This window comes from Terrirhizobium terrae (genome assembly GCF_030323265.1).
Taxonomy (GTDB): Bacteria; Pseudomonadota; Alphaproteobacteria; order Rhizobiales; family Rhizobiaceae; genus Neorhizobium.
On the sequence record NZ_CP104992.1, the window covers coordinates 2,340,387 to 2,360,198 of the forward strand.

At 61.0% G+C, this 19,812-nt stretch carries 15 protein-coding genes and 3 pseudogenes; 8 read left to right on the forward strand and 10 right to left on the reverse strand.

Going from position 1 to position 19,812, the window contains the following annotated elements; translation table 11 throughout:
• Positions 1-33: 33 nt before the first annotated feature.
• A complete protein-coding gene (locus tag N7E02_RS19270) occupies positions 34-849 on the forward strand; it encodes a DeoR/GlpR family DNA-binding transcription regulator (protein WP_286579245.1) in 816 nt (271 codons plus the stop codon).
• A 77-nt stretch (positions 850-926) separates the two neighbouring features.
• Here N7E02_RS19270 and N7E02_RS19275 read toward each other — a convergent pair.
• From N7E02_RS19275 to N7E02_RS19285, 3 genes and pseudogenes are all read right to left on the reverse strand, one after another.
• Positions 927-3,259: pseudogene (locus N7E02_RS19275) on the reverse strand (phosphoketolase family protein).
• A 139-nt stretch (positions 3,260-3,398) separates the two neighbouring features.
• Positions 3,399-4,619, reverse strand: a complete 1,221-nt coding sequence (locus N7E02_RS19280; RefSeq protein WP_286579246.1) for an acetate/propionate family kinase — start codon at positions 4,617-4,619, stop codon at positions 3,399-3,401.
• Between the two features lie 149 nt (positions 4,620-4,768).
• Positions 4,769-5,242 carry a hypothetical protein gene (locus N7E02_RS19285; RefSeq protein ID WP_286579247.1) on the reverse strand — a complete coding sequence of 158 codons (474 nt, stop codon included), beginning with the start codon at positions 5,240-5,242 and terminating at the stop codon, positions 4,769-4,771.
• A gap of 254 nt (positions 5,243-5,496) precedes the next feature.
• Here N7E02_RS19285 and N7E02_RS19290 point away from each other — a divergent pair, with 254 nt between their 5' ends.
• Positions 5,497-5,742: a helix-turn-helix domain-containing protein gene (locus N7E02_RS19290; RefSeq protein ID WP_286579248.1), complete on the forward strand. Its 246-nt coding sequence runs from the start codon at positions 5,497-5,499 to the stop codon at positions 5,740-5,742.
• A 61-nt stretch (positions 5,743-5,803) separates the two neighbouring features.
• Here the strand turns inward: N7E02_RS19290 and N7E02_RS19295 are convergent, their stop codons facing one another.
• Positions 5,804-6,691, reverse strand: coding sequence for a LysR family transcriptional regulator (locus N7E02_RS19295; RefSeq protein ID WP_286579249.1), 888 nt, complete (start codon positions 6,689-6,691; stop codon positions 5,804-5,806).
• A gap of 125 nt (positions 6,692-6,816) precedes the next feature.
• Between N7E02_RS19295 and N7E02_RS19300 the strand changes: the two are divergent.
• From N7E02_RS19300 to N7E02_RS19320, 5 genes and pseudogenes are all read left to right on the forward strand, one after another.
• A pseudogene (locus tag N7E02_RS19300) lies at positions 6,817-8,311 on the forward strand (CoA-acylating methylmalonate-semialdehyde dehydrogenase).
• Between the two features lie 835 nt (positions 8,312-9,146).
• Complete coding sequence (rirA, locus tag N7E02_RS19305; RefSeq protein WP_286579250.1) at positions 9,147-9,617, forward strand: iron-responsive transcriptional regulator RirA; 471 nt, start codon at positions 9,147-9,149, stop codon at positions 9,615-9,617.
• A 163-nt stretch (positions 9,618-9,780) separates the two neighbouring features.
• Positions 9,781-10,812, forward strand: coding sequence for an AbrB family protein (locus N7E02_RS19310; RefSeq protein WP_286579251.1), 1,032 nt, complete (start codon positions 9,781-9,783; stop codon positions 10,810-10,812).
• Between the two features lie 30 nt (positions 10,813-10,842).
• Entirely contained in the window at positions 10,843-11,376 is a 534-nt protein-coding gene (locus N7E02_RS19315) for a gluconokinase (RefSeq protein WP_374730641.1), read from the forward strand.
• 168 nt (positions 11,377-11,544) lie between these two features.
• Positions 11,545-12,201 carry a TetR/AcrR family transcriptional regulator gene (locus N7E02_RS19320; protein WP_286579252.1) on the forward strand — a complete coding sequence of 219 codons (657 nt, stop codon included), beginning with the start codon at positions 11,545-11,547 and terminating at the stop codon, positions 12,199-12,201.
• Between the two features lie 37 nt (positions 12,202-12,238).
• Here the strand turns inward: N7E02_RS19320 and N7E02_RS19325 are convergent, their stop codons facing one another.
• The 6 genes from N7E02_RS19325 to N7E02_RS19350 form a co-directional block, all read right to left on the reverse strand.
• Positions 12,239-13,552 (reverse strand): NAD(P)/FAD-dependent oxidoreductase, encoded by a 1,314-nt coding sequence (locus N7E02_RS19325; protein ID WP_286579253.1) that lies wholly within the window; start codon positions 13,550-13,552, stop codon positions 12,239-12,241.
• Between the two features lie 14 nt (positions 13,553-13,566).
• Positions 13,567-14,814 carry an NAD(P)/FAD-dependent oxidoreductase gene (locus N7E02_RS19330; protein ID WP_286579254.1) on the reverse strand — a complete coding sequence of 416 codons (1,248 nt, stop codon included), beginning with the start codon at positions 14,812-14,814 and terminating at the stop codon, positions 13,567-13,569.
• Between the two features lie 101 nt (positions 14,815-14,915).
• Positions 14,916-15,620 (reverse strand): SDR family oxidoreductase, encoded by a 705-nt coding sequence (locus N7E02_RS19335; RefSeq protein WP_286579255.1) that lies wholly within the window; start codon positions 15,618-15,620, stop codon positions 14,916-14,918.
• Between the two features lie 84 nt (positions 15,621-15,704).
• The gene (locus N7E02_RS19340) at positions 15,705-16,283 is read right to left on the reverse strand and encodes a flavodoxin (RefSeq protein WP_286579256.1); all 579 of its coding nucleotides are present in this window, start codon (positions 16,281-16,283) and stop codon (positions 15,705-15,707) included.
• Between the two features lie 79 nt (positions 16,284-16,362).
• Positions 16,363-17,580 carry a (R)-mandelonitrile lyase gene (locus N7E02_RS19345; protein ID WP_286579257.1) on the reverse strand — a complete coding sequence of 406 codons (1,218 nt, stop codon included), beginning with the start codon at positions 17,578-17,580 and terminating at the stop codon, positions 16,363-16,365.
• A 180-nt stretch (positions 17,581-17,760) separates the two neighbouring features.
• Complete coding sequence (locus N7E02_RS19350) at positions 17,761-18,750, reverse strand: aldo/keto reductase (RefSeq protein WP_286579258.1); 990 nt, start codon at positions 18,748-18,750, stop codon at positions 17,761-17,763.
• 169 nt (positions 18,751-18,919) lie between these two features.
• On the opposite strand from N7E02_RS19350, the pseudogene N7E02_RS19355 reads away from it, so the two are divergent.
• Positions 18,920-19,809: pseudogene (locus tag N7E02_RS19355) on the forward strand (LysR family transcriptional regulator).
• The last annotated feature ends 3 nt before the right edge of the window (positions 19,810-19,812 follow it).

Consider the following 19,812-nt stretch of genomic DNA (forward strand, 5'->3'; position numbering starts at 1 on the left):
TTTTTGCAAGCTTCAGGAAAGGCCGGCGACACGATGCGATTTGCAGACAGCGAAGACGACGGAGGCAAGAAGGAGCGCCGGCAGGCTTTCCTCATCCGCTACATCGAGCAGAACAAATATATCTCGCTCGATGAGATTGCCGCGCTCTGCTCCGTCACGACGCAGACCGCGCGCCGCGATATCATGACTCTGGAGCGGCAGGGAAAGCTCCGGCGCACTCATGGCGGAGCGGTCATCTCCCTTCCCATAGAGACGGGTATCTATCACCAGCGCCGCGTTGCCAATGCCGAAGCCAAGGCGGCGATTGCGCGCAAGGTCGCGGAACTGCTGCCGGACAATTCATCCGTCTTCATAGATACCGGCACGACCTGCGAGGCGATCGCCCGCGCTCTTGCGGTTCGCGAAAAACTGCGCGTCGTCACCTACAGCCTCAAGGTTGCGACCATACTCAGCGACAACACGGATTTCACGGTTGCCGTGCCCGGCGGCTTTATCCGCAACGTCGATGCGGCAGTCTTCAGCGAAAATGCCCAGAGCTTCATTCGCGCCTTCAAGTTCGACTATGTCATCGTCTCGGTCAGCGGCATCGACGAGGACGGGGATATCGGTGATGACGATTATGCCGAAGTCGGTGCCGTCCGCGCTGCCATGCAACAGGCAGCGCGCATTGTTCTCGCCATAGACAGCAGCAAGTTCGAGCGCCGTGCCCTCGTGCGGCTTGGCTCCGTCTCGGAAATGGACATCGTCGTCTGCGACGCGCCGCCAACCGAACGCCTGTCCGCCGTGCTGAGCGGCGGGACGACGGTCTACCATGTCGCAGATCCGATCGATCAGAGACAGGCCGACTGACCCGGCAAGGCTCCGGACGACATCCGTCAGCCGTCTCCCATGGTCAGCGCTTCGGCATCTGCGGTTCTGTGCTCGCTCTACCGCGCAGTCCACGTCCAGCCGCTGATCTCCGGCATGTCCTCGCCGTGTTCGCGCACATAGGCGTGATGTTCGGCAAGCTTGCCTTTCAGCATCTCGACCACGTCACCCGCCTTGTCCTTCAGCTCCGGCACTCGCTCGATCACTTCCAGCGCCAGATGGAAGCGGTCGAGTTCGTTCAGTACCGTCATGTCGAAAGGCGTTGTCGTCGTGCCTTCCTCGATGAAGCCGCGGACATGGATGTTGCGGTGGTTGTTGCGCTTATAGGTCAGCCGGTGGATGAGGTAGGGATAGCCGTGATAGGCGAAGATCACCGGTCGCTCGGCGGTGAAAAGCCTGTCGAACTCTTCGTCCGAGATTCCGTGCGGATGCTGGTCCTTGGACTGCAGCGTCATCAGGTCGACGACATTGACGACGCGGATCCTCAGTTCCGGAATCATCTCGCGCAGGATCGTCACGGCCGCCAACGTCTCCATCGTCGGCACGTCGCCGGCGCAGGCCATCACGACGTCAGGCGAAACCGTATCATCCTCGTTGCCTGCCCAGTCCCAGATGCCGATACCCGCCTCGCAGTGCTTGGCGGCGTCCTCGATATTCAGCCATTGCGGCTCCGGCTGCTTGCCGGCAACGATCACGTTGATCCGGTCCCAGGTCTTCAGGCAATGGTCACCGACCCAGAGCAGCGTATTGGCATCCGGCGGCAGGTAGATGCGCACGATATCGGCTTTCTTGTTGGCGACGAGATCGACGAAGCCGGGATCCTGGTGGGAAAAGCCGTTATGGTCTTGCCGCCACACATGCGAGGTGAGCAGGTAGTTGAGCGAGCTCACCGGTTTGCGCCATTCCAGCTCTCGCGTCACCTTCAGCCACTTGGCATGCTGGTTGAACATGGAATCCACGATGTGGATGAAGGCCTCGTAGCAGGAGAAGAGGCCATGCCGCCCGGTCAGCAGATAGCCCTCCAGCCAGCCCTGGCACAGGTGTTCTGAGAGCACTTCCATCACCCGCCCGTCGGGCGCCAGATGCACGTCATAGGGCTCGATCTTTTCCATCCAGACCCGGTCGGTCACGTCGAAGACCGCGCCAAGCCGGTTCGATTCAGTCTCGTCCGGCCCGAATATGCGAAAATTGTTTTCCGCCTCGTTCAGCGTCAGGACCTGGCGCAGGTATTTGCCCAGCACTTCGGTCGTCTGCGCCACCGTCTTGCCCGGCTCCTTCACGTCCACCGCAAAGTCGCGGATATCCGGGCAGACAAGCTCCTTGCGCAAAAGCCCGCCATTGGCATGGGGATTGGCGCCCATCCGTCTTTCTCCGGACGGCGCAAGCGCACGCAATTCCGGCTTCAGCCGGCCATCCGCCTCGAACAGGTCTTCCGGATTGTAGCTGCGCATCCAGTCTTCGAGGATCTTCAGGTGTCCCGGATTTTCCCGGCAGCTGGACACCGGCACCTGGTGTGCACGCCAGAACCCTTCGACCTTCTTGCCGTCCACCTCCTTCGGCCCGGTCCAGCCCTTGGGGCTGCGCAGCACGATCATCGGCCAGCGCGGCAGTTCGGCAGGGAGGTGCCGCTTCGGGCCTTGTCCTGGATGGCATGGATCTCGTTGAGTCGCCGTGTCCATCGCGCCGGCCATCAGCCGGTGCATGGCCTCGGGCTCGTGCCCTCGACGAACATCGGCTCATAGCCATAGCCCTCGAACAGCTTTTTCAGGTCGTCGTCGCCAATGCGTGACAGAAGCGTCGGGTTGGCGATCTTGTAGCCGTTCAAATGCAGGATCGGCAGCACCGCGCCATCGCGGGCGGGATTGATGAACTTGTTGGAATGCCAGCTCGCGGCGAGCGGCCCGGTTTCCGCTTCGCCATCCCCCACCACGCAGGCGACGATTAGATCCGGATTGTCGAAGGCCGCGCCATAGGCGTGCACCAGCGCATAGCCCAGCTCGCCGCCCTCGTGGATGGAGCCGGGCGTCTCCGGCGCCGCATGGCTCGGAATGCCGCCGGGAAACGAGAACTGGCGGAACAGTTTTCGCATTCCGTCGGTCGTTTCGGAAATATCAGGATAGATTTCGCTGTAGATGCCTTCGAGATAGGTATTGGCCACCATGCCCGGCCCGCCGTGGCCCGGCCCGCAGATGTAGATGACATTCAGATCCTGCGCTTTGATCACCCGGTTCAGGTGGGCATAGATGAAGTTCAGCCCCGGCGTCGTGCCCCAGTGACCGAGCAGCCGCGGTTTGATGTGCTGCGGTTTCAGCGGCTCGCGCAATAGCGGGTTGTCGAGCAGGTAGATCTGGCCGACGGAAAGATAGTTGGCGGCCCGCCAGTAGCGGTCCATCAGCCGAAGCTCGGGCTCGGGCAGATCCGTCTTGGAAAATTCGGCGGCGTCCTGGACAAGAGTATTCGCTTGCATCGATTGCTCCTTTGGCTGCTCGCTTAGGTTTATCGCGCCGGTCCGATGCCTTTCATGACATGGATCATGGTGCGGGCGATTGTTGCTTCGTCTTCAGAACCGCAAGGCAATCCTCGGCGATCACCTGCTCCTCGTCGGTCGGGATCACATGCAGACCGACCCGGCTCGCAGCACTGCTGATCGTCCGTGCGTTCTTCTCATTCGCCGCCTCATCGATCGCCGCGCCCAGCCATTCGAGACGTTGAGCGATCATCGCCCTTATCTTCGGCTGGTGCTCACCGACGCCGGCTGTGAAGACTAGCGCATCGAGCCCGCCGAGCGTCGAGGCGATGCGTCCTACCTCGCCGGCGATCCTAAGCGTCATCAGGTCGAGCGCCTCTTTTGCCGCCCCGCTCTCGTCGTCCAGAAGATCCCGTGTATCGCCGCTGATGCCGGAAACGCCGAGCAGGCCGGACTTGTGGTAGAGCATGTCCTCCACCTCGCTCACGCTTTTGCCGAGCGGGCCGATGAGATGCAGGATGACACCGGGATCGAGCCAGCCCGGCCGCGTCGACATCGGGATGCCGTCGAGCGTGGAAAATCCCATGCTGCAATCACGGCTGCGGCCTCTATCGATGCCGCACAGGCTCGCGCCGCTACCGAGATGGGCGATCACCACCTTGCGCTCTGCAATCTCCGGAAGCTGCTTTTTCAGCGCGCCCGCCACGTAGCTGTAGGACAGCCCGTGAAAGCCATAGCGCTTCACGCCGCGATCATGCAGGTCGCGCGGGATCGCAAGCCGCCGCACGGTCTCACCCTGGGTCAGGTGGAAGGTCGTGTCGAAGGATGCGGTCTGAAAAAGCTTTGGACGAAGCTGCCGCACCGCGCGGATCATCCGCAGTGCCTGCGGCTGATGCAGCGGCGCAAGCTCGGTAAGTGCGTCGATCTCGTCGATCGTGGCGTCAGAGAGTGCGGCTGCCCCGTCGAACTTGTCGCCGCCATGCACGATGCGATGCCCGGTCGCGGTCATCCGGTCGAGCGGAAAATGCTCGGCCAGCGCGGAAAATACCTCGTCCATCAACTCGGACAGGTCGTCTGCACTCTTGGCCTTCAGGGGAATATCGGTTTCCTGCGGCCCTTCCTTGATCTCCAGTGTCAGCGGATGCGACGAAAAATCGACGACCGCTTTGCCGATCCTTCTCGGCTCGCCTGCTCGGACGCTAAAGATACCGATCTTGACCGTCGAGGACCCGGCATTGAAGGTGATGAGGAGATCGCTGGTTCCGGTGCCCGTTGCTTCGGTCATTCACGTCTCCCTCATCGTCCGCTTACGGAGCCAAACTTGGTTGGGCGCAACTTGGTTCAACCGCGATGGAGCATCCTTGATCCATCGCAAATTTCCGAGAGGTGCTCATCTTGACGTGAAAATGGGGCTTTAATCAACTGTTGCGGCCGTTACGCGTGGTGAGCGGGCTTCTTTTCCGCCATTCGGATCGCCTGCTGAAAGATCTGTGTGAGTTGCGTCCGCTCTTCTCCCAGCAGCAATAGAGCACGGTCGAAGCGGCGGATTTGACCCGGCTCCGGCGTCCAGTGCCGGTCATTACGGTGACTGTTTGCGTCGACGGGCGTCACCGACATGCGTGGACCGATATCGTCCTGAAACTGGGCAAGCGTCATGCCGGCCTTGACCAGAAGCGCCCGCGCACCTGGCCGGCTTTCGGTGGCGATCACCACCCGGAAGGCGCTGACCAGTGCCTTCTTCGATGCCGGTAGTTCCTGCGTGTCGAGGAGGTCGCTGCCCATTTCGTGCTCCCGCAGAAACAGCAGGAACACCTCGACAAGATTATGCGCGGCCTGCAGAACCTGAGCGTCAGTCCCGTGACGACCGCTCTCGTATCGGGCACTCGTGAAGGAATCGGAATAGGGCATGTTTGCGTCCTCGTTCGCTCTAAGAACGCGCGAAAGCGGCATTTGGTTCTCTCGCCATAAGCGAGCCGGAAAAGTTGATAAAAAAGTGGAGGCGCCGCCGTTTTTTGGCGTTTGTTGTTGTGCGCTGCAGCATTAGGGCTTGCACAAGCAGATTAATGGCCTATCTTCGTGGCCGCGACCGCATGTCGCAGTTTGGGTCATGGACCCCCTTCACCTGCCGCATTTGGCAGGTTCTTCGAGAAGGATGAAACCTTATGACAGTTTCAATCAGCAACATTAAGGCATCCGGAAACGGTGCAGTTATTTCTGGCCAGGTAGCCAAGGCCGTTGCCGATGCCCGCCTCGCGGCCGGCTATAGCATCGACGATCTGGCTCTGACCACCGGCCTCGTCCATGACGAGATCGTTCGGGTCGAGGCGGGCTCCGATGCCGATCCGGCAAAGGTCAGGCGCATTGCCGCGGCGTTGAAGATTCCGCCGTCGGCGCTTCTGCTCTCCTGATTTTCAGGTGCCTGATACCCAAAGCCCGGCTTGCCGGGCTTTTCTTTATGATCTGAAACCGTCAGCCGGCGACGAAGATATTGCTTTCTTTTGCCGTCAGTTCGCGGATGAAATCGACCACGGTCCGCAGCCGCAACAGATCGCGCGATGTCTCGTGGTAGGTTGTCCAGTAGGAACGGCGGATTGAGAAATCCGGCATGATCCGCGTCAGTTCCGGATATTGCCGCGCTATATAGTCATGCAGGATCCCGATACCGGAACCAGCGCGGACAGCCTCGGTCTGCCCGATCGCGCTTGATATCTCGAAACCCGCATCCCAGTCGCGCATCACCTCGCCGGTGAAGTTGAGTGAGGGCGAGAAGATCAGATCTTCTACATAGCCTATTCGTGGGTGCTGCCGCAGCTCCTCGGCGGTGCTCGGTTCGCCCTCGGTCTCCAGATAGACATTCGATGCATAGAGGCCAAGCGTGTAGTCGGTCAGCTTCGACGAGATCAGCCGCCCTTGGTCGGGCCGCTCGATCGTGATCGCGATATCCGCTTCGCGCTGGGACAGCGAGAAGGAGCGCGGCACCGGCACGAGCTGGATCTTGAGATCGGGATGCCGCCGCGTCAGACGGCCCATGCGCGAAGCAAGAAATGAAACGCCAAACCCGTCTGGCGCACCGATCCTGACCGTACCGGCAACGACCGTATCCGTTGCACCTGCCTTCGCCTGGGCGGTCAGCATTTCGGTTTCCATCCGCTCTGCGGCGGCCAGCAGCACTTCGCCCTCGGCGGTAAGGCTGCAGCCATTGGTGCGGCGGATCAGAAGCCGGGTCTGCAGTGAATTTTCCAGCGCGGTCATTCGCCGTCCGAGCGTGGCGTGATTGATGCCGAGCCTGCGCGAAGCGGACAGCAGCTGGCCTGTCCGCGCAACCGCCAGGAACATTCTTACGTCATCCCAATCCATGCACGCATCGGCCTTATGCTCATTTCTGCACAGCGGTTGCGTAAACTATCGCGTTGAATTGCGCAAATTCGAGTGACATTCTATGCCTGAGGATAACGATGCCAAGAAATCTCAGGAGGAACACCATGCAGGAAATCGGTCATTTCATCGGCGGTAAGCATGTCGCCGGCACCAGCGGTCGCACCGCCGACGTCTTCAACCCGGCAACCGGCGAAGTGCAGGCCAAGGTCGCGCTTGCCAGCGTGGCTGAAATCCGCGCCGCGGTGGAGAACGCCAAGGAAGCCCAGCCGAAATGGGCCGCCACCAATCCGCAGCGCCGTGCCCGCGTGTTCATGAAATTCGTCGACCTGCTCAATCAGAACATGGATGAGCTCGCCGTCATGCTGTCGAAGGAACACGGCAAGACGGTCGAGGATTCCAAGGAGACATCGTCCGCGGCCTGGAAGTCTGCGAATTCGTCATCGGCATTCCGCATCTCTCCAAGGAGAGTTCACCGAAGGCGCCGGTCCGCAGATCGATATGTATTCGATGCGTCAGCCGGTTGGCATCGGCGCCGGCATCACCCCGTTCAACTTCCCGGGCATGATCCCGATGTGGATGTTCGCGCCGGCCATTGCCTGCGGCAACGCCTTCATCCTGAAGCCTTCCGAGCGAGATCCGTCCGTGCCGCTGCGCCTCGCCGAACTGATGATCGAGGCAGGCCTGCCGGCCGGCATCCTCAACGTCATCAACGGTGACAAGGCCGCCGTCGACGCGATCCTGACGGATCCGGATATCGGTGCAGTCTCCTTCGTCGGCTCCACCCCGATTGCTCGCTATGTCTATGGAACGGCTGCCGCCAACGGCAAGCGCGCCCAGTGCTTCGGCGGGGCCAAGAACCATATGATCATCATGCCGGATGCCGATCTGGACCAGGCCGTCAACGCGCTTATGGGTGCGGGCTACGGCTCGGCCGGCGAGCGCTGCATGGCCGTCTCGGTCGCAGTCCCGGTCGGCGAGGAAACCGCCAATCGCCTGGTTGAAAAGCTGGTGCCGAAGATCGAGTCGCTGCGCATCGGTCCCTATACGGATGACAAGGCCGACATGGGCCCGGTCGTCACAAAGGCGGCGCAGGAGCGTATCTCCGGCTTGATCGACAAGGGTGTCGAGGAAGGCGCAAAGCTCGTCATCGACGGGCGCGGCTTTAAGCTGCAGGGCTATGAGAACGGCTATTTCATCGGCGGCACGCTGTTCGACGACGTCAAGCCGGACATGGAAATCTACAAGCAGGAAATCTTCGGTCCCGTTCTCTCGGTCGTCCGTGCCGCCAATTACGAGGATGCGCTCGAACTGCCGATGAAGCACGAATACGGCAACGGTGTTGCGATCTTCACCCGTGACGGTGATGCCGCCCGCGACTTCGCTTCGCGCATCAATATCGGGATGATCGGCATCAATGTGCCGATCCCGGTTCCGCTCGCCTACCACTCCTTCGGCGGCTGGAAGGCCTCGTCCTTCGGCGATCTCAACCAGCACGGCACCGACTCGATCAAGTTCTGGACCAAGACCAAGACGATCACCGCCCGCTGGCCCTCCGGCATCAAGGACGGTGCCGAATTCGTCATGCCGGTCATGAAATAGGTCGGCCAGATCGACGCAGCTTCGCGGTCGTGAAATGTGAAAGGGGCTCCGGTTGAAGCCCCTTTTTGCGTGTTGAGGTATGGCGGCCTTCTACCAAGTGATGCACCCGACATGGCTCGCACAAGCCTCGAATGTTCCACCCCGCCGCTTGACGTACCGCAAGGGGCGCCTAATTTAGTTGCAAGTAGGAGTGGGAGTTCATGGTATACGAGTGGGACGAAAAGCGAGCGCGGCGCGCTCGTCTTGGCAGAATTGGCGCGACCCTTTTATTGTTTGTTGCTATGTGCAGCCTGTCTGTGGCGGCAGTCAGCTGGTGGGCCTGACATAGGGTATGGGCCCTATAATCCCAGCATCGAACGCAACATACGCGACAGCGACATGTAATTGGGTGGTTCGGCGCCGACTGCCCGATATCCAGCCTCGGTCAACGAAAACACGCGGCCGTTCCGTGTCTCGCGAGCTATTACATATTGCATGTTTAAAGCTCGGATGATGGCTGGGGTCATATCGCTGGTCCAGCCGACCTTATCTGCCGATACACGAGATGCACCCGCATCGTGCAGACTTTTCAGGACATGAAATAGATCCGGCGACACCATCGCTCACTCTCGCATGGATGTTGTGACGTTTGTAGAGGAAATCTCTGGTTGAGGGGGTGACGGACGCATGCTTTCCCGCTAAAACATGACCAGGAGAGGCAGGATTTGTTGCGCTCGTCTGTCGCCGAATTGGAAGTGCGCGCCGCACTTATAATTACTGACAAAAATTCTCCAATTTGGAATTGTTCAAAACTAGCTAAGGCTATATATAGGTCGAAAGACCTCCGGAGAATACGATGCGTTTGACCAAGCAGACCAATTACGCCGTTCGCATGCTAATGTATTGTGCGGCCAATGAGGGCCATCTCAGCCGTATTCCAGAGATCGCCAAGGCCTACGGCGTCTCCGAGTTGTTCCTGTTCAAGATCCTGCAGCCGCTCAGCAAGGCCGGCCTCGTCGAGACCGTTCGTGGCCGCAATGGTGGCGTCAAGCTCGGCCGCGCCGCCGACAAGATTACGCTGTTCGACGTCGTGCGCGTGACCGAAGACTCCTTTGCCATGGCGGAATGCTTCGAGGATCGCGCAGTCGAATGTCCGCTGGTCGACAGCTGTGGCCTGAACTCAGCTCTGCGAAAGGCACTGAATGCCTTTTTCGACGTGCTGGCCGACTACACGATCGACGATCTGGTCAAGGCGCGCCCGCAGATCAACTTCCTGCTCGGTATCGACAATGTCGACATGCCGAAGGTTGTGGCGCCCGCTGCCTGACCTCAAAGATTTGCTGATCATTTGAAAACGCCGGTTTCAGCCGGCGTTTTTTATGTCCGGGAGCTATGGTCCGGTTGACCTTGACGCTCTCTTGGCTAGAACGGGGAGGCCTCTCCGGTCCAGCGGTCGTTCTGCGCCGGCTGAGGCTCCAGGACCGGTCTTTATGAATTTTCCCGAATTACGTGATTTTGCAATTGCCGCATTGATCGGCACAGCCGGTGCGGTCATCGCGGCCGTGCTTGGACTTCCGGCTCCTTTCCTGATCGGCCCGGCAGTGGCCGTTACGATCGGCGGCCTTGCCGGCCTGCCCCTTTCGGTCCCGCACGTCGTGCGTAATGTCTGCTTCGTCATCGTTGGCGTCTCGATGGGCTCCACCGTGACGCCCGAGATCTTCGTTGCGGCGCGCACGTGGCCACTGAGCTTCATTATGGTCTTCGTGGCGATCGTCATCCTGCTTTATGCCGCCGCCTGGGTGTTGCAGCGCTTTTTTCATTATGACCGCACAACCGCACTGCTTGCCGCATCCCCGGGTCACCTGAGCTACGTGCTCAGCCTTGCTGCAGAAATGCGCTGTGATCTACGGGCCGTCAGCATCTCCCAGAGCGTGCGCGTGCTCTCGCTTACCATCAGCGTGCCGCTAATCGTCGAGGTCTTTGATCTAGCCGGAAACGACGTCATCGTTCTGCCGGACACGATGGCCATTCCGATCCTGGCCGCTATCCTGATTGCCTCCGGCCTCTTCGGCCTGCTGTTCAAGCGCTGGAAATTTCCGGCGGCGATGCTGATCGGTGGCGTCTTCGTCTCGATCGCCACCCATATCACGGGTACGGTACACGGCAGCGTTCCGACCTGGCTTCTGACGCCGACTTACGTCCTGCTGGGCACGCTTATCGGCACGCGATTTTCTGGCGTTGCCCTGTCGGAGCTTCGCGTGGCTTTTGTGTCCGGCCTCGTCGTCACATTCGTCGTCATGGTTCTGGCGGCTGGCATCGCCGTCTTCGTGTCCTATTTTGCCGATGTGCCACTCGATGCCGCACTCATCGCATTCTCGCCCGGCGGGTTGGAGACGATGGCGGCCATGGCCGTCATGCTGCATGCCGACCCCACCTATGTCGGTGCGCACCATGTGTTGAGATTGATGTTTTTGTCCGTGTTGATGCCATTGGTCATCGGCAAGGATTCAAAATTGCGGTGATGCCGTAAGGCTGCCGCCCTGGAGGAAAGAATGACGGAAGACAAGTCGAAGGCGATCATCGTCATGGGTGTGAGTGGCGCGGGCAAAACCTCGATCGCCGAACTCCTGGCAAGCCGCTTGAAATGCGCCTTCGTGGAAGGAGACAAGCTCCATCCTGAGGCCAACGTGAAGAAGATGGCGGAAGGCACGCCGCTGACCGACGAGGACCGCTGGCCATGGCTCGAGGTGATCGGCGAGAACCTGCATGCCGCCCGTGACCGTAACGAAGATATCGTCATTACTTGCTCGGCACTGAAGAAGGTCTATCGCGAAAAGCTGCGCAGCGCTGGCGGTGAGCCGCTCTATTTCGTCTTCCTCAAGGGATCGCCCGAGCTGCTGGCCGATCGCATGGGCCACAGGACGGGCCATTTCATGCCATTCTCTCTGCTGCAGAGCCAGTTAGCGACGCTGGAGAGCCCGGAAGGCGAATCAGGCGTAGTCACCGTAGATATAGACGCTACCGTTCCACAAATTGTGGATGTAGCCATTGAGAAGCTACAACAACTATGGCAGGAAAAAACATGACTAATGGTCAGTTAATTCTTTACATACAGGGAAATTAGAAGCTTCTTTCATTATTTTTGCTCCTAAAGTGATCCGTAAACAACCTTTTTACGTATAACGCCCAATTAGCGTTGCTGGCTGGGCTGGCGACGCTTGTCTTTAACAGGCGTTGGTCAGAAAAGGTTTCGCATGCAGGAGTCGAGCCAGGTTGCCGGACGTGCTTCGCTTCGTCGGGTACCAAAGCAGGAAAGAAGTCGAGAACGTATCGGCGAAATCCTGAAAGTTGCGAAGGAACTGATCGGCCAGAAGGGCATCGATGCCGTAACGATGAAGGAAATCGCGGCCCTGTCCGGCGGTCCCATCGCTTCGGTCTATCAGTATTTCCCGAACAAGTCCGCGATCATCGCGATGCTCTACGAAGTCTATGTCGAGGAGGTTCGTGAACTCATCGCAGGTCACGTTTCCCGTATTGAAACCGCCGAAGACGCATTGCGCGCTACCGACGATCTGTTTGATATGTATTACCAGCGCATGCGGCAGGAACCGTCTACCCAGGATCTGCTGAACGCGATTCAGGCTGATAAGTCGCTTGCCGATCTCGATATCGCCGAAACCAGGGCCCAGGCTGAAGGCTTTTTCCAGGTGACCCAGCATTTCGTCGCCGAAGCCCTTCGTGAAAGCTATGCGCAGACGCTCTTCGTCATGTTTCATATGGCAGGTGCGACCCTGCGTCTCGCGCTAATGGTTCCGGAAGAGGCTGCGCAGATATCGGCCCAGTTCAAGTCGATCGTGCGTACCCACGCGACCTATTTCCTCAAGGGCCACTTCCCGTCAGCCGTAGCCTGATGCCAGGCAGCGCGGAGGGATCTTCCCTCCGCAGGCTTTAGAGCCCCAGCTTGTCCCTCAGCCCATACCACCATGCACCAAGCATGGTGAGAGGCACGCGCAATACTCGACCGCCCGGGAAGGGCAGGTTGGGTAGAGACGCCCATATGTCGAACCGCTCCGCATGGCCTGCAACGGCCTCACCGAGGATTTTGCCCAGGAGGTGCGTCGTCGTGACGCCATGACCGCTGTCTCCGTGGGAGAAATAGATGGTGTCGGAAAGCCGCCCCACATGCGGGATGCGCGTCAGCGTCAGGGCGAAGTTGCCACTCCAGGCATAATCGATCTCGACGTTCCGAAGCTGCGGAAACGTCTTCAGCATGTTCGGCCGGATCACGCCCGTCAGGTCCTTGGGATCGTTGCCGCCATAGCCGATACCGCCGCCATAGAGAAGCCGGTTGTCGGCGGTGCGGCGATAGTAGTCGAGAATGTAATTGGCATCCTCGACGCAGTAATTGGCCGGCAGCAGGCTTTCGATCAGCGCCGGATCCAGCGGCTCGGTCACCATAACCTGGCTCGACACAGGCATCATCCGTCCGTGGATCTCAGGCATCAGCGGCGCAAGATAGGCATTGCCGCAGATCAGCACATAGGATGCGGTCACCGACCCGCTGGTCGTTCGCACGACGGGATGCGCGCCTGGCTCGATCGCAATCGCCCGCGAACCCTCGAAGATGCTGCCTCCGAGGCTCTCGACGGCCGCGGCTTCCCCAAGCACGAGGTCAAGCGGATGGATGTGTCCGCCCAGCGTGTCGATCATCCCACCGGCATAGCGGTCGGTCTTCACATATTTGCCGACATCCGCTTTTGAGACCATTTCCAGGCCGGGATGGCCGTGCCTTTCCCACTCAGCCTTGTCCTGCTCCATCTGGCGCATCTGCTTGTCGGTGAAGGCGGCAAAGAAGCCGCCTTGTACGAGGTCGCAGGCGATCCCGTATTTCACCACACGGTCGCGTATGATGTCGCCGCCCTCCAGCGACATCTTGCCAAGCGCGATCGCCTTGTCACGGCCGTAACGTCCGGCAATCGTCTCAAGGTCGCGGCTGTACCCGTTGACGATCTGCCCGCCATTGCGGCCCGACGCGCCAAAGCCGATCCGCTCCGATTCCAGAACCACGACCGAATAGCCGCGCTCGCAAAGCTCAAGCGCCGCGGAAATGCCTGTAAAGCCCGCGCCGATGACGCAGACATCGGCCGTCACATCTTCCGCAAGGGCAGGGCGCACGCGCTTGTCCCGGGCACTTGCCGCATACCAGGATCCGGTGTGGCCGGGATTGTCGTGCCCCGGCTCGTCATTTGTCTTCAGGCCCATTTCACACCGTCGTCCTATGCATTGAACCGCTCCGGCCGGTAGGCCGAGATGTCGATCAGCGTCTTCTCGCCCAGCATGGCTTCCGCAATTACCTGACCGGTCACCGGCCCAAGCGTCAACCCGTGATGCGCGTGGCCGAAGGCAAACCACAGGCCGTCATGGCGCGGCGCCTTGCCGATCACCGGCATCATGTCCGGCGTGCAGGGGCGCGCGCCCATCCAGGGTTCCTTGTCCATCCGGTCGCCGAGCGGGAAGATCGTCTTCGCCACTGCCTCGGCGCGCTCAAGCTGGATGGGCGTCTTCGGCGCATCGCGGCGGGCGAACTCGGCGCCGGTCGTGAGACGGATCCCTTGGGCCATCGGCGCGAGGAAATAGCCGCGCTCGGCATCCATCGTCCAGCCGTTCAGCGTGGCATTGCCCTTCGCGCCGTAATGCATGTGATAGCCACGCTTCACGCCGACGAGAAAACTGTAGCCGAGCGGCTTCGTCACCGTGTCCGACCAGGGCCCGAGCGCCACGACGACGTCCTTCGCCTCCACCGTGCCGTCACCGGCAACGACCCGCCATCCCGTCGTCGTCTTCGACAGGCTGCGTGCATCGCCCTTCAGCACCCGGCCGCCCAGCTTTTCGAACAGCCGCACATAGGCCTGCGTCAGCGCTAGCGGGCTCTTCACCGACCACGGATCCTCCCACTTCAGCCCACCGACGAAATCGCGTGAGAGATGCGGTTCCTGGCTAGCCAACTCGGCTGCTGACAGCCGCTTGAAGGCGACGCCATAGTCCCGGCTGAGCCGCTCGGCCTCGCGAAACTCGCCATCCCGCTTGGATGGCGTACGAAACGCTTCGGTCCAGCCGTTCTTGACGATCAGGTCCTGCGCATCTGCTTCCTCGATCAGCTCGTTATGGGTGGCGATCGAATGCTCGATCAGCGGCGCATAGGCGCGTGCGATGAGCTGGTGTCGGGACAGGTTCGAATGCCACCAGTATTTCGCCAGGAAGGACGACACAGAGGGAATGGCACGCCAATGGAAATGGGCGTCGATCCGGTTGTTCAGCGCATAGCGCAGAATGGTGCCGAACTGCTGCGGAAAGCCATAGGGCACGACGCCTTCGCGCTGGATCAGCCCGGCATTGCCATAGGATGTCTCATGCCCCGGTTCGCCGCGATCGACCAGCACCACCGACTTGCCACGACGGGCCAGTTGAACTGCCGTCGAAACCCCGACAATGCCGGCTCCCAGAACGATTGCATCCGCTGCCATGACCGATATCCGCTTTCCGCACGTATCCGATCCGTCCAACATGCAGTCGCCGATGCAGCGGCGCAAATGAAAAATATCAGCTGCTTAGGGTCGCTCGGGACCTAGACGGAGCGTGTCAGGCCACCATCGACCTTCAGGTTCTGGCCGGTTATGTAGCCGGCACCTTCGGAAGCGAGGAACGCGATCGTCGCGGCGATCTCGGCACTTGTGCCATACCGCTTCATCGGCACGGCATCCCGGCGCTCCTCCGTTGCCGGCAGGCTGTCGATCCAGCCGGGCAGCACGTTGTTCATGCGAATATTGTCGGCCGCATAGGTGTCTGCATAGATCTTGGTGTAGGAGGCCAGCCCCGCGCGAAAAACGGCGGAGGTCGGAAACATCGCGGCCGGCTCGAAGGCCCAGGCCGTCGAGATGTTGATGATCGCGCCGGACTTCTGCGCCTGCATGATCGGCGTTACCAGCCGCACCGGGCGGATCACGTTCATCAGGTAGACGTCGAGACCCGTATGCCACTGCTCGTCGGTAATATCGATGATCGGCGCGCGCGGACCGTGGCCGGCGCTGTTGACCAGAACGTCGATACGTCCCCAGGCATCCATGGCGGTGTTGAAGAGGCGTGTCAGGTCGTCATTGGACTGGTTCGATCCGGTGATGCCAATGCCGCCGAGCTCTTCGGCGAGCGCCTCACCCTTCCCAGAGGATGACAGGATCGCGACCTTGAACCCGTCCGTTGCCAGGCGTCTGGCGGCCTCCGCACCCATTCCGCTGCCGCCTGCCGTGACGATCGCTACCTTCTCTGCCGACATCGGACGCTCCCTCTCATACTTTCGTTCGTTGGCTCGAACTTGGCGCGATCGCGGGCGCATTTCAAGGCGGCATGATGGGGCGGATCAGAAACTGGTCAGCCAGCCGGAGACCTGTTCCAGCGTGCGCCGCTCCTGGTCCGCCTCCATCGAGAAGGCGGGTCTGAGATCGGCGCCCCGCATATGGGCGCGCAGCACGTCCACGCTGTTGCCCAGCCCGTAGCCGCCATGGGTGATGAAGGGAACGACGGTCTTGCCGGAAAGGTCATGGGCCATGAGGAACGAGCGGATCACCGGTGGTGCCGTCATGCCCCAGATCGGCAGGCCGAGATAGATTGTGTCATACTGGCTCATGTCGGCGACGACATGCGCGAGCGGCGGCAGATAGTCCGATCGCGTTTCCCGCCGCGCCTGTTCGACGGTCTCTTCGTAGTCTTCCGGGTAGGGGGCGGCGGTCTTGATCTGAAACAGCGCCGCATCCCGCGCCCGCCTGATCTGGCGGGCGATGACGGCGGTGTTCCCGGTCCGCGAATAGTAGGCCACCAGCGTTCTGCCGGAGCCGGCAGCCTGTTCCTGGGCAGCAGTCCGTGTCGCCGCCAGCGCAAAGCTGACGGCTGTCAGGGGCAGGGCCTTCAGAAGGTTTCGCCTTGCAAGTACGTTCCGCATCGTTCCCTCCTGTCGGCTCGTCTATTTCTGTTCAATGTTCCGGCGGGCCCGCGTGGGTGCCTGCCGGAATTGCGCTCACTCAGTCGATCGCACGGCCCTTGCCGTAGTCCTCATCTGACACCTTCTCCATCCAGGTCACGACACTGCCATTCTCCGCTTCGGCGATGGCGAAGTGGCTCATTGCCTCGTCGGCGGAAGCGCCGTGCCAGTGCTTCAGATGCGGCGGGATCCACACGACGTCACCCGGTCCGACGGTCTCGATCGGCCCGCCTTCCTTCTGCACCCAGCCCTTGCCGGAGACGATGAACAGCGTCTGGCCGAGCGGATGCGTGTGCCAGGCGGTACGGGCACCGGCGGTGAAGGTGACGGTCGCGCCGCTGACCCGGGCGGGTTCGGTGCTCTTGTAATTCGCCGAAACACGAACCTCGCCGCTGAAATAATCGGCCGGGCCGGCAACCGGATTGGTATTGGCGCGAGTGACCTGCAGGTCCATGGATGCTCCTTGCGATTCTGTCTGGGCGGACGCCGTCTGCGTCGCGGCGCTGCGCTTCTCGAAGACGCCCTTGAGGACCGGCACGGCCGACATGGCGCGCGGCCATCCGGCATAGAAGGCGACATGCGTGATGGCTTCGGACGCCTCGGCGGCAGTGAGCCCGTTGTCCATAGCTCGATTGGCATGGAACGGCAGCTGTTCGGGCTGGCCGATCGCAACCAGTGCCGTCATCGTCACCAGGCTGCGGTCGCGGGCGGAAAGATCCGGCCGCTGCCACAGATCACCGAACAATACGCGATTGGTGAGATCCGCGAGAGCTGCCACCGTCGGCGCCACCGAAGCGTTGACCGTCGCCGAGCGCGCGGCTTCCGCAACCGCTTCGAGCCCGATCCGGGCCGCCTCGCTATCGGTCACCGGCGCGATATTGCGCTCGTCGAAAACCTTCTTGGTTTCCATGACGGCCGAGATGGCATTCGGCCAGCCTGAATAGAAGGCAAGCTGGGTGATCAATTCGCCGATCTCGGCCGGCGTGACGCCGTTGTCCAGCGCCCGGCGCACATGCCCGCCGATTTGCGCCGTCTTGCCGGTCGAGACGATTGCCGAGACAGTGACGAGGCTGCGGTCGCGCGGCTTCAGATCGGCACGCTCCCAGACCTCGCCGAACAGCACGCCATCGGTGAAATGGCCGAGGCCGGGCGCCACGTCATAGACGGCAGGCGGTGCCACGCGACGCCGCTCTTCCTGCGCTTCGACGCCGGTCGCGGCGAGGGTGGAGATGGCGATGGTAGCGGCGATGTTCTTCATCCGGTTTTCCTCTTTGTGATCGGGCGCGGGCAGGTGGTGACGCGTTCGGCGCGTGGAGCCCCAATCCTGAGATGGGCTGGAATGCCACCGCGATTAGATGGCGCGATCCGATTGAGCCTATGCGCCCGGTTCATGAATGACGCCGCAGGCGCGCCGTCGTCCAGTCACCCTGCTTCCGGATCAAATCCCGGTCGTCTTCAAAAGATGTTCCGGGTAGCGCTCACCCTCGACCGTGATCTTGGCCGCGGCCTTCTCGATCCGGGCAAGCTCGGCAGCCGAAAGCTCGATCTCGACCGAGGCGAGATTTTCCTCCAGCCGGTGCAGCTTCGTCGTTCCGGGGATAGGCACGATCCAGGGCTTCTGCGCGAGCAGCCAGGCGAGTGCGATCTGGGCCGGCGTGCCGCCCTTGTCGTCGGCGATCGCCTTCAGAAGATCGACGAGAACCTGGTTCTTCTCCATCGCTTCGGCAGTGAAGCGCGGCAGCATGTTGCGAAAATCGCCTTCGCCGAGCTTGGTATCCTTGCTCATCGCGCCGGTGAGGAACCCCTTGCCGAGTGGGCTGTACGGGACGAGCCCGATGCCGAGTTCCTCGCAGGTGTCGAGAATGCCGTTGGTCTCCGGCCCGCGGGTCCAGAGCGAATATTCGTTCTGCAGCGTCGTGACCGGCTGCACCGCGTGGGCACGGCGCACCGTCTGGGCACCGGGTTCCGAGAGGCCGAAATGCCTGACCTTGCCGGCGGCGATCAGGTCCTTCACCGCGCCGGCAACCTCCTCGATCGGCACGGCCGGATCGACCCGGTGCTGGTAGAAGAGATCGATCACATCGGTGCCGAGGCGCTTCAGGCTCTCGTCTGCGACTTGTCTGATATGGTCCGGCCGGCTGTTGAGGCCCGCTTGCTTGCCATCGACGATGTTGAAGCCGAACTTGGTGGCGATGACCACTTGATCGCGCACCGGCCTTAGCGCCTCGCCGACCATCTCTTCGTTGCTGAACGGGCCGTAGACTTCTGCCGTATCGAAGAAGGTCACGCCGCGATCGACCGCCTGGCGGATCAGGGTGACGCCTTCCTGCTTGCTGACCTTGTTGGCATAGCCGAAATCGAGCCCCATGCAGCCGAAGCCGAGGGCCGAAACTTCAAGACCTGCCTTGCCGAGAATACGTCTTTTCAACTTAGCTCTCCTTCAAGAATGACGGCGGGCGAAAGGGGCGGGCAGCCAGAAACCTTCAACGGCCACTCGTTCACCAGCCGATCAACTCGTCGTGGGAGGAGATTTAGAACTGGCTTGTTAATCTGATTAGATGCTAAGTTTCATATAAACTTATATCTAGGATTCATGAATGAAGCGGGACGAACTGGGCGATCTTGTCGCCTTTCTCACTGTCGCCGAGGAGCGGAGTTTCACCCGCGCGGCCGCGCAACTCGGCACGTCGCAATCGTCGCTCAGCCATACGGTGCGCCGCCTTGAAGAGCGCATGGGCGTGCGTCTTCTGACGCGCACGACGCGCAATGTCGTGCCGACGGAAGCGGGCGAGCAGATGATGGAGACGCTGCGCCCCGCGATCAATGACATAAGAAGCCGCATCGATGCCCTGAGCGCCATGCGCCAGCGGCCCGGCGGCACGATCCGCATCACATCCAGCCGTCTGCCCGCCCATGCCATCCTGATGCCCAAGGTGAAGCGCCTTATGGCGGACTATCCGGATATCAATGTCGAAATCTCCGTCGAACAGAAATTCGTGGACCTCGTCTCCGAACGCTTCGACGCGGGCGTGCGGTTGGGCGAAAGCATCGAGAAGGACATGATCGCGGTCAGGATCGGCCCCGAACTGCGGATGATGGTCGTCGGCTCGCCGGATTATTTCGCCCGCAACCCGAAGCCGATGACCCCTTACGACCTCACCCAGCACAATTGCATCAATCTGCGCCTGCCGACGCTCGGCGGGCTCTATGCATGGGAGTTCGAACGCGACGGCCGCCCGGTCAACGTCCGCGTCGACGGCCAGTTCATCTGCAACGACGTGCCGATGATCATCGACGCCGCCCTCGACGGCCTGGGCCTCGCCTGCCTCCCTGACGATCATCTCAGCCTACTGGTAAAAGAAGGGCGGCTGGCGCCCGTTTTGGAGGAATGGTGCGCGCCTTTCCCAGGCTACCATCTCTATTATCCGAGCCGAAGACTAGCCTCCCCGCCTTCGCACTGCTGGTCGAGGCCCTGCGCTATCGGTGATAA

Bases quoted from the DNA above. Each gene is read 5' to 3' on its own strand.
- N7E02_RS19270 (WP_286579245.1), top strand. From the start codon at position 34: ATGCGATTTGCAGACAGCGAAGACGACGGAGGCAAGAAGGAGCGCCGG.
- N7E02_RS19310 (WP_286579251.1), top strand. From the start codon at position 9,781: ATGAATTTTCCCGAATTACGTGATTTTGCAATTGCCGCATTGATCGGC.
- N7E02_RS19330 (WP_286579254.1), bottom strand. From the start codon at position 14,814: ATGGCAGCGGATGCAATCGTTCTGGGAGCCGGCATTGTCGGGGTTTCG.
- N7E02_RS19340 (WP_286579256.1), bottom strand. From the start codon at position 16,283: ATGCGGAACGTACTTGCAAGGCGAAACCTTCTGAAGGCCCTGCCCCTG.
- N7E02_RS19285 (WP_286579247.1), bottom strand. From the start codon at position 5,242: ATGCCCTATTCCGATTCCTTCACGAGTGCCCGATACGAGAGCGGTCGT.
- N7E02_RS19315 (WP_374730641.1), top strand. From the start codon at position 10,843: ATGACGGAAGACAAGTCGAAGGCGATCATCGTCATGGGTGTGAGTGGC.
- rirA (WP_286579250.1), top strand. From the start codon at position 9,147: ATGCGTTTGACCAAGCAGACCAATTACGCCGTTCGCATGCTAATGTAT.
- N7E02_RS19335 (WP_286579255.1), bottom strand. From the start codon at position 15,620: ATGTCGGCAGAGAAGGTAGCGATCGTCACGGCAGGCGGCAGCGGAATG.
- N7E02_RS19290 (WP_286579248.1), top strand. From the start codon at position 5,497: ATGACAGTTTCAATCAGCAACATTAAGGCATCCGGAAACGGTGCAGTT.
- N7E02_RS19320 (WP_286579252.1), top strand. From the start codon at position 11,545: ATGCAGGAGTCGAGCCAGGTTGCCGGACGTGCTTCGCTTCGTCGGGTA.
- N7E02_RS19280 (WP_286579246.1), bottom strand. From the start codon at position 4,619: ATGACCGAAGCAACGGGCACCGGAACCAGCGATCTCCTCATCACCTTC.
- N7E02_RS19345 (WP_286579257.1), bottom strand. From the start codon at position 17,580: ATGAAGAACATCGCCGCTACCATCGCCATCTCCACCCTCGCCGCGACC.
- N7E02_RS19325 (WP_286579253.1), bottom strand. From the start codon at position 13,552: ATGGGCCTGAAGACAAATGACGAGCCGGGGCACGACAATCCCGGCCAC.
- N7E02_RS19295 (WP_286579249.1), bottom strand. From the start codon at position 6,691: ATGGATTGGGATGACGTAAGAATGTTCCTGGCGGTTGCGCGGACAGGC.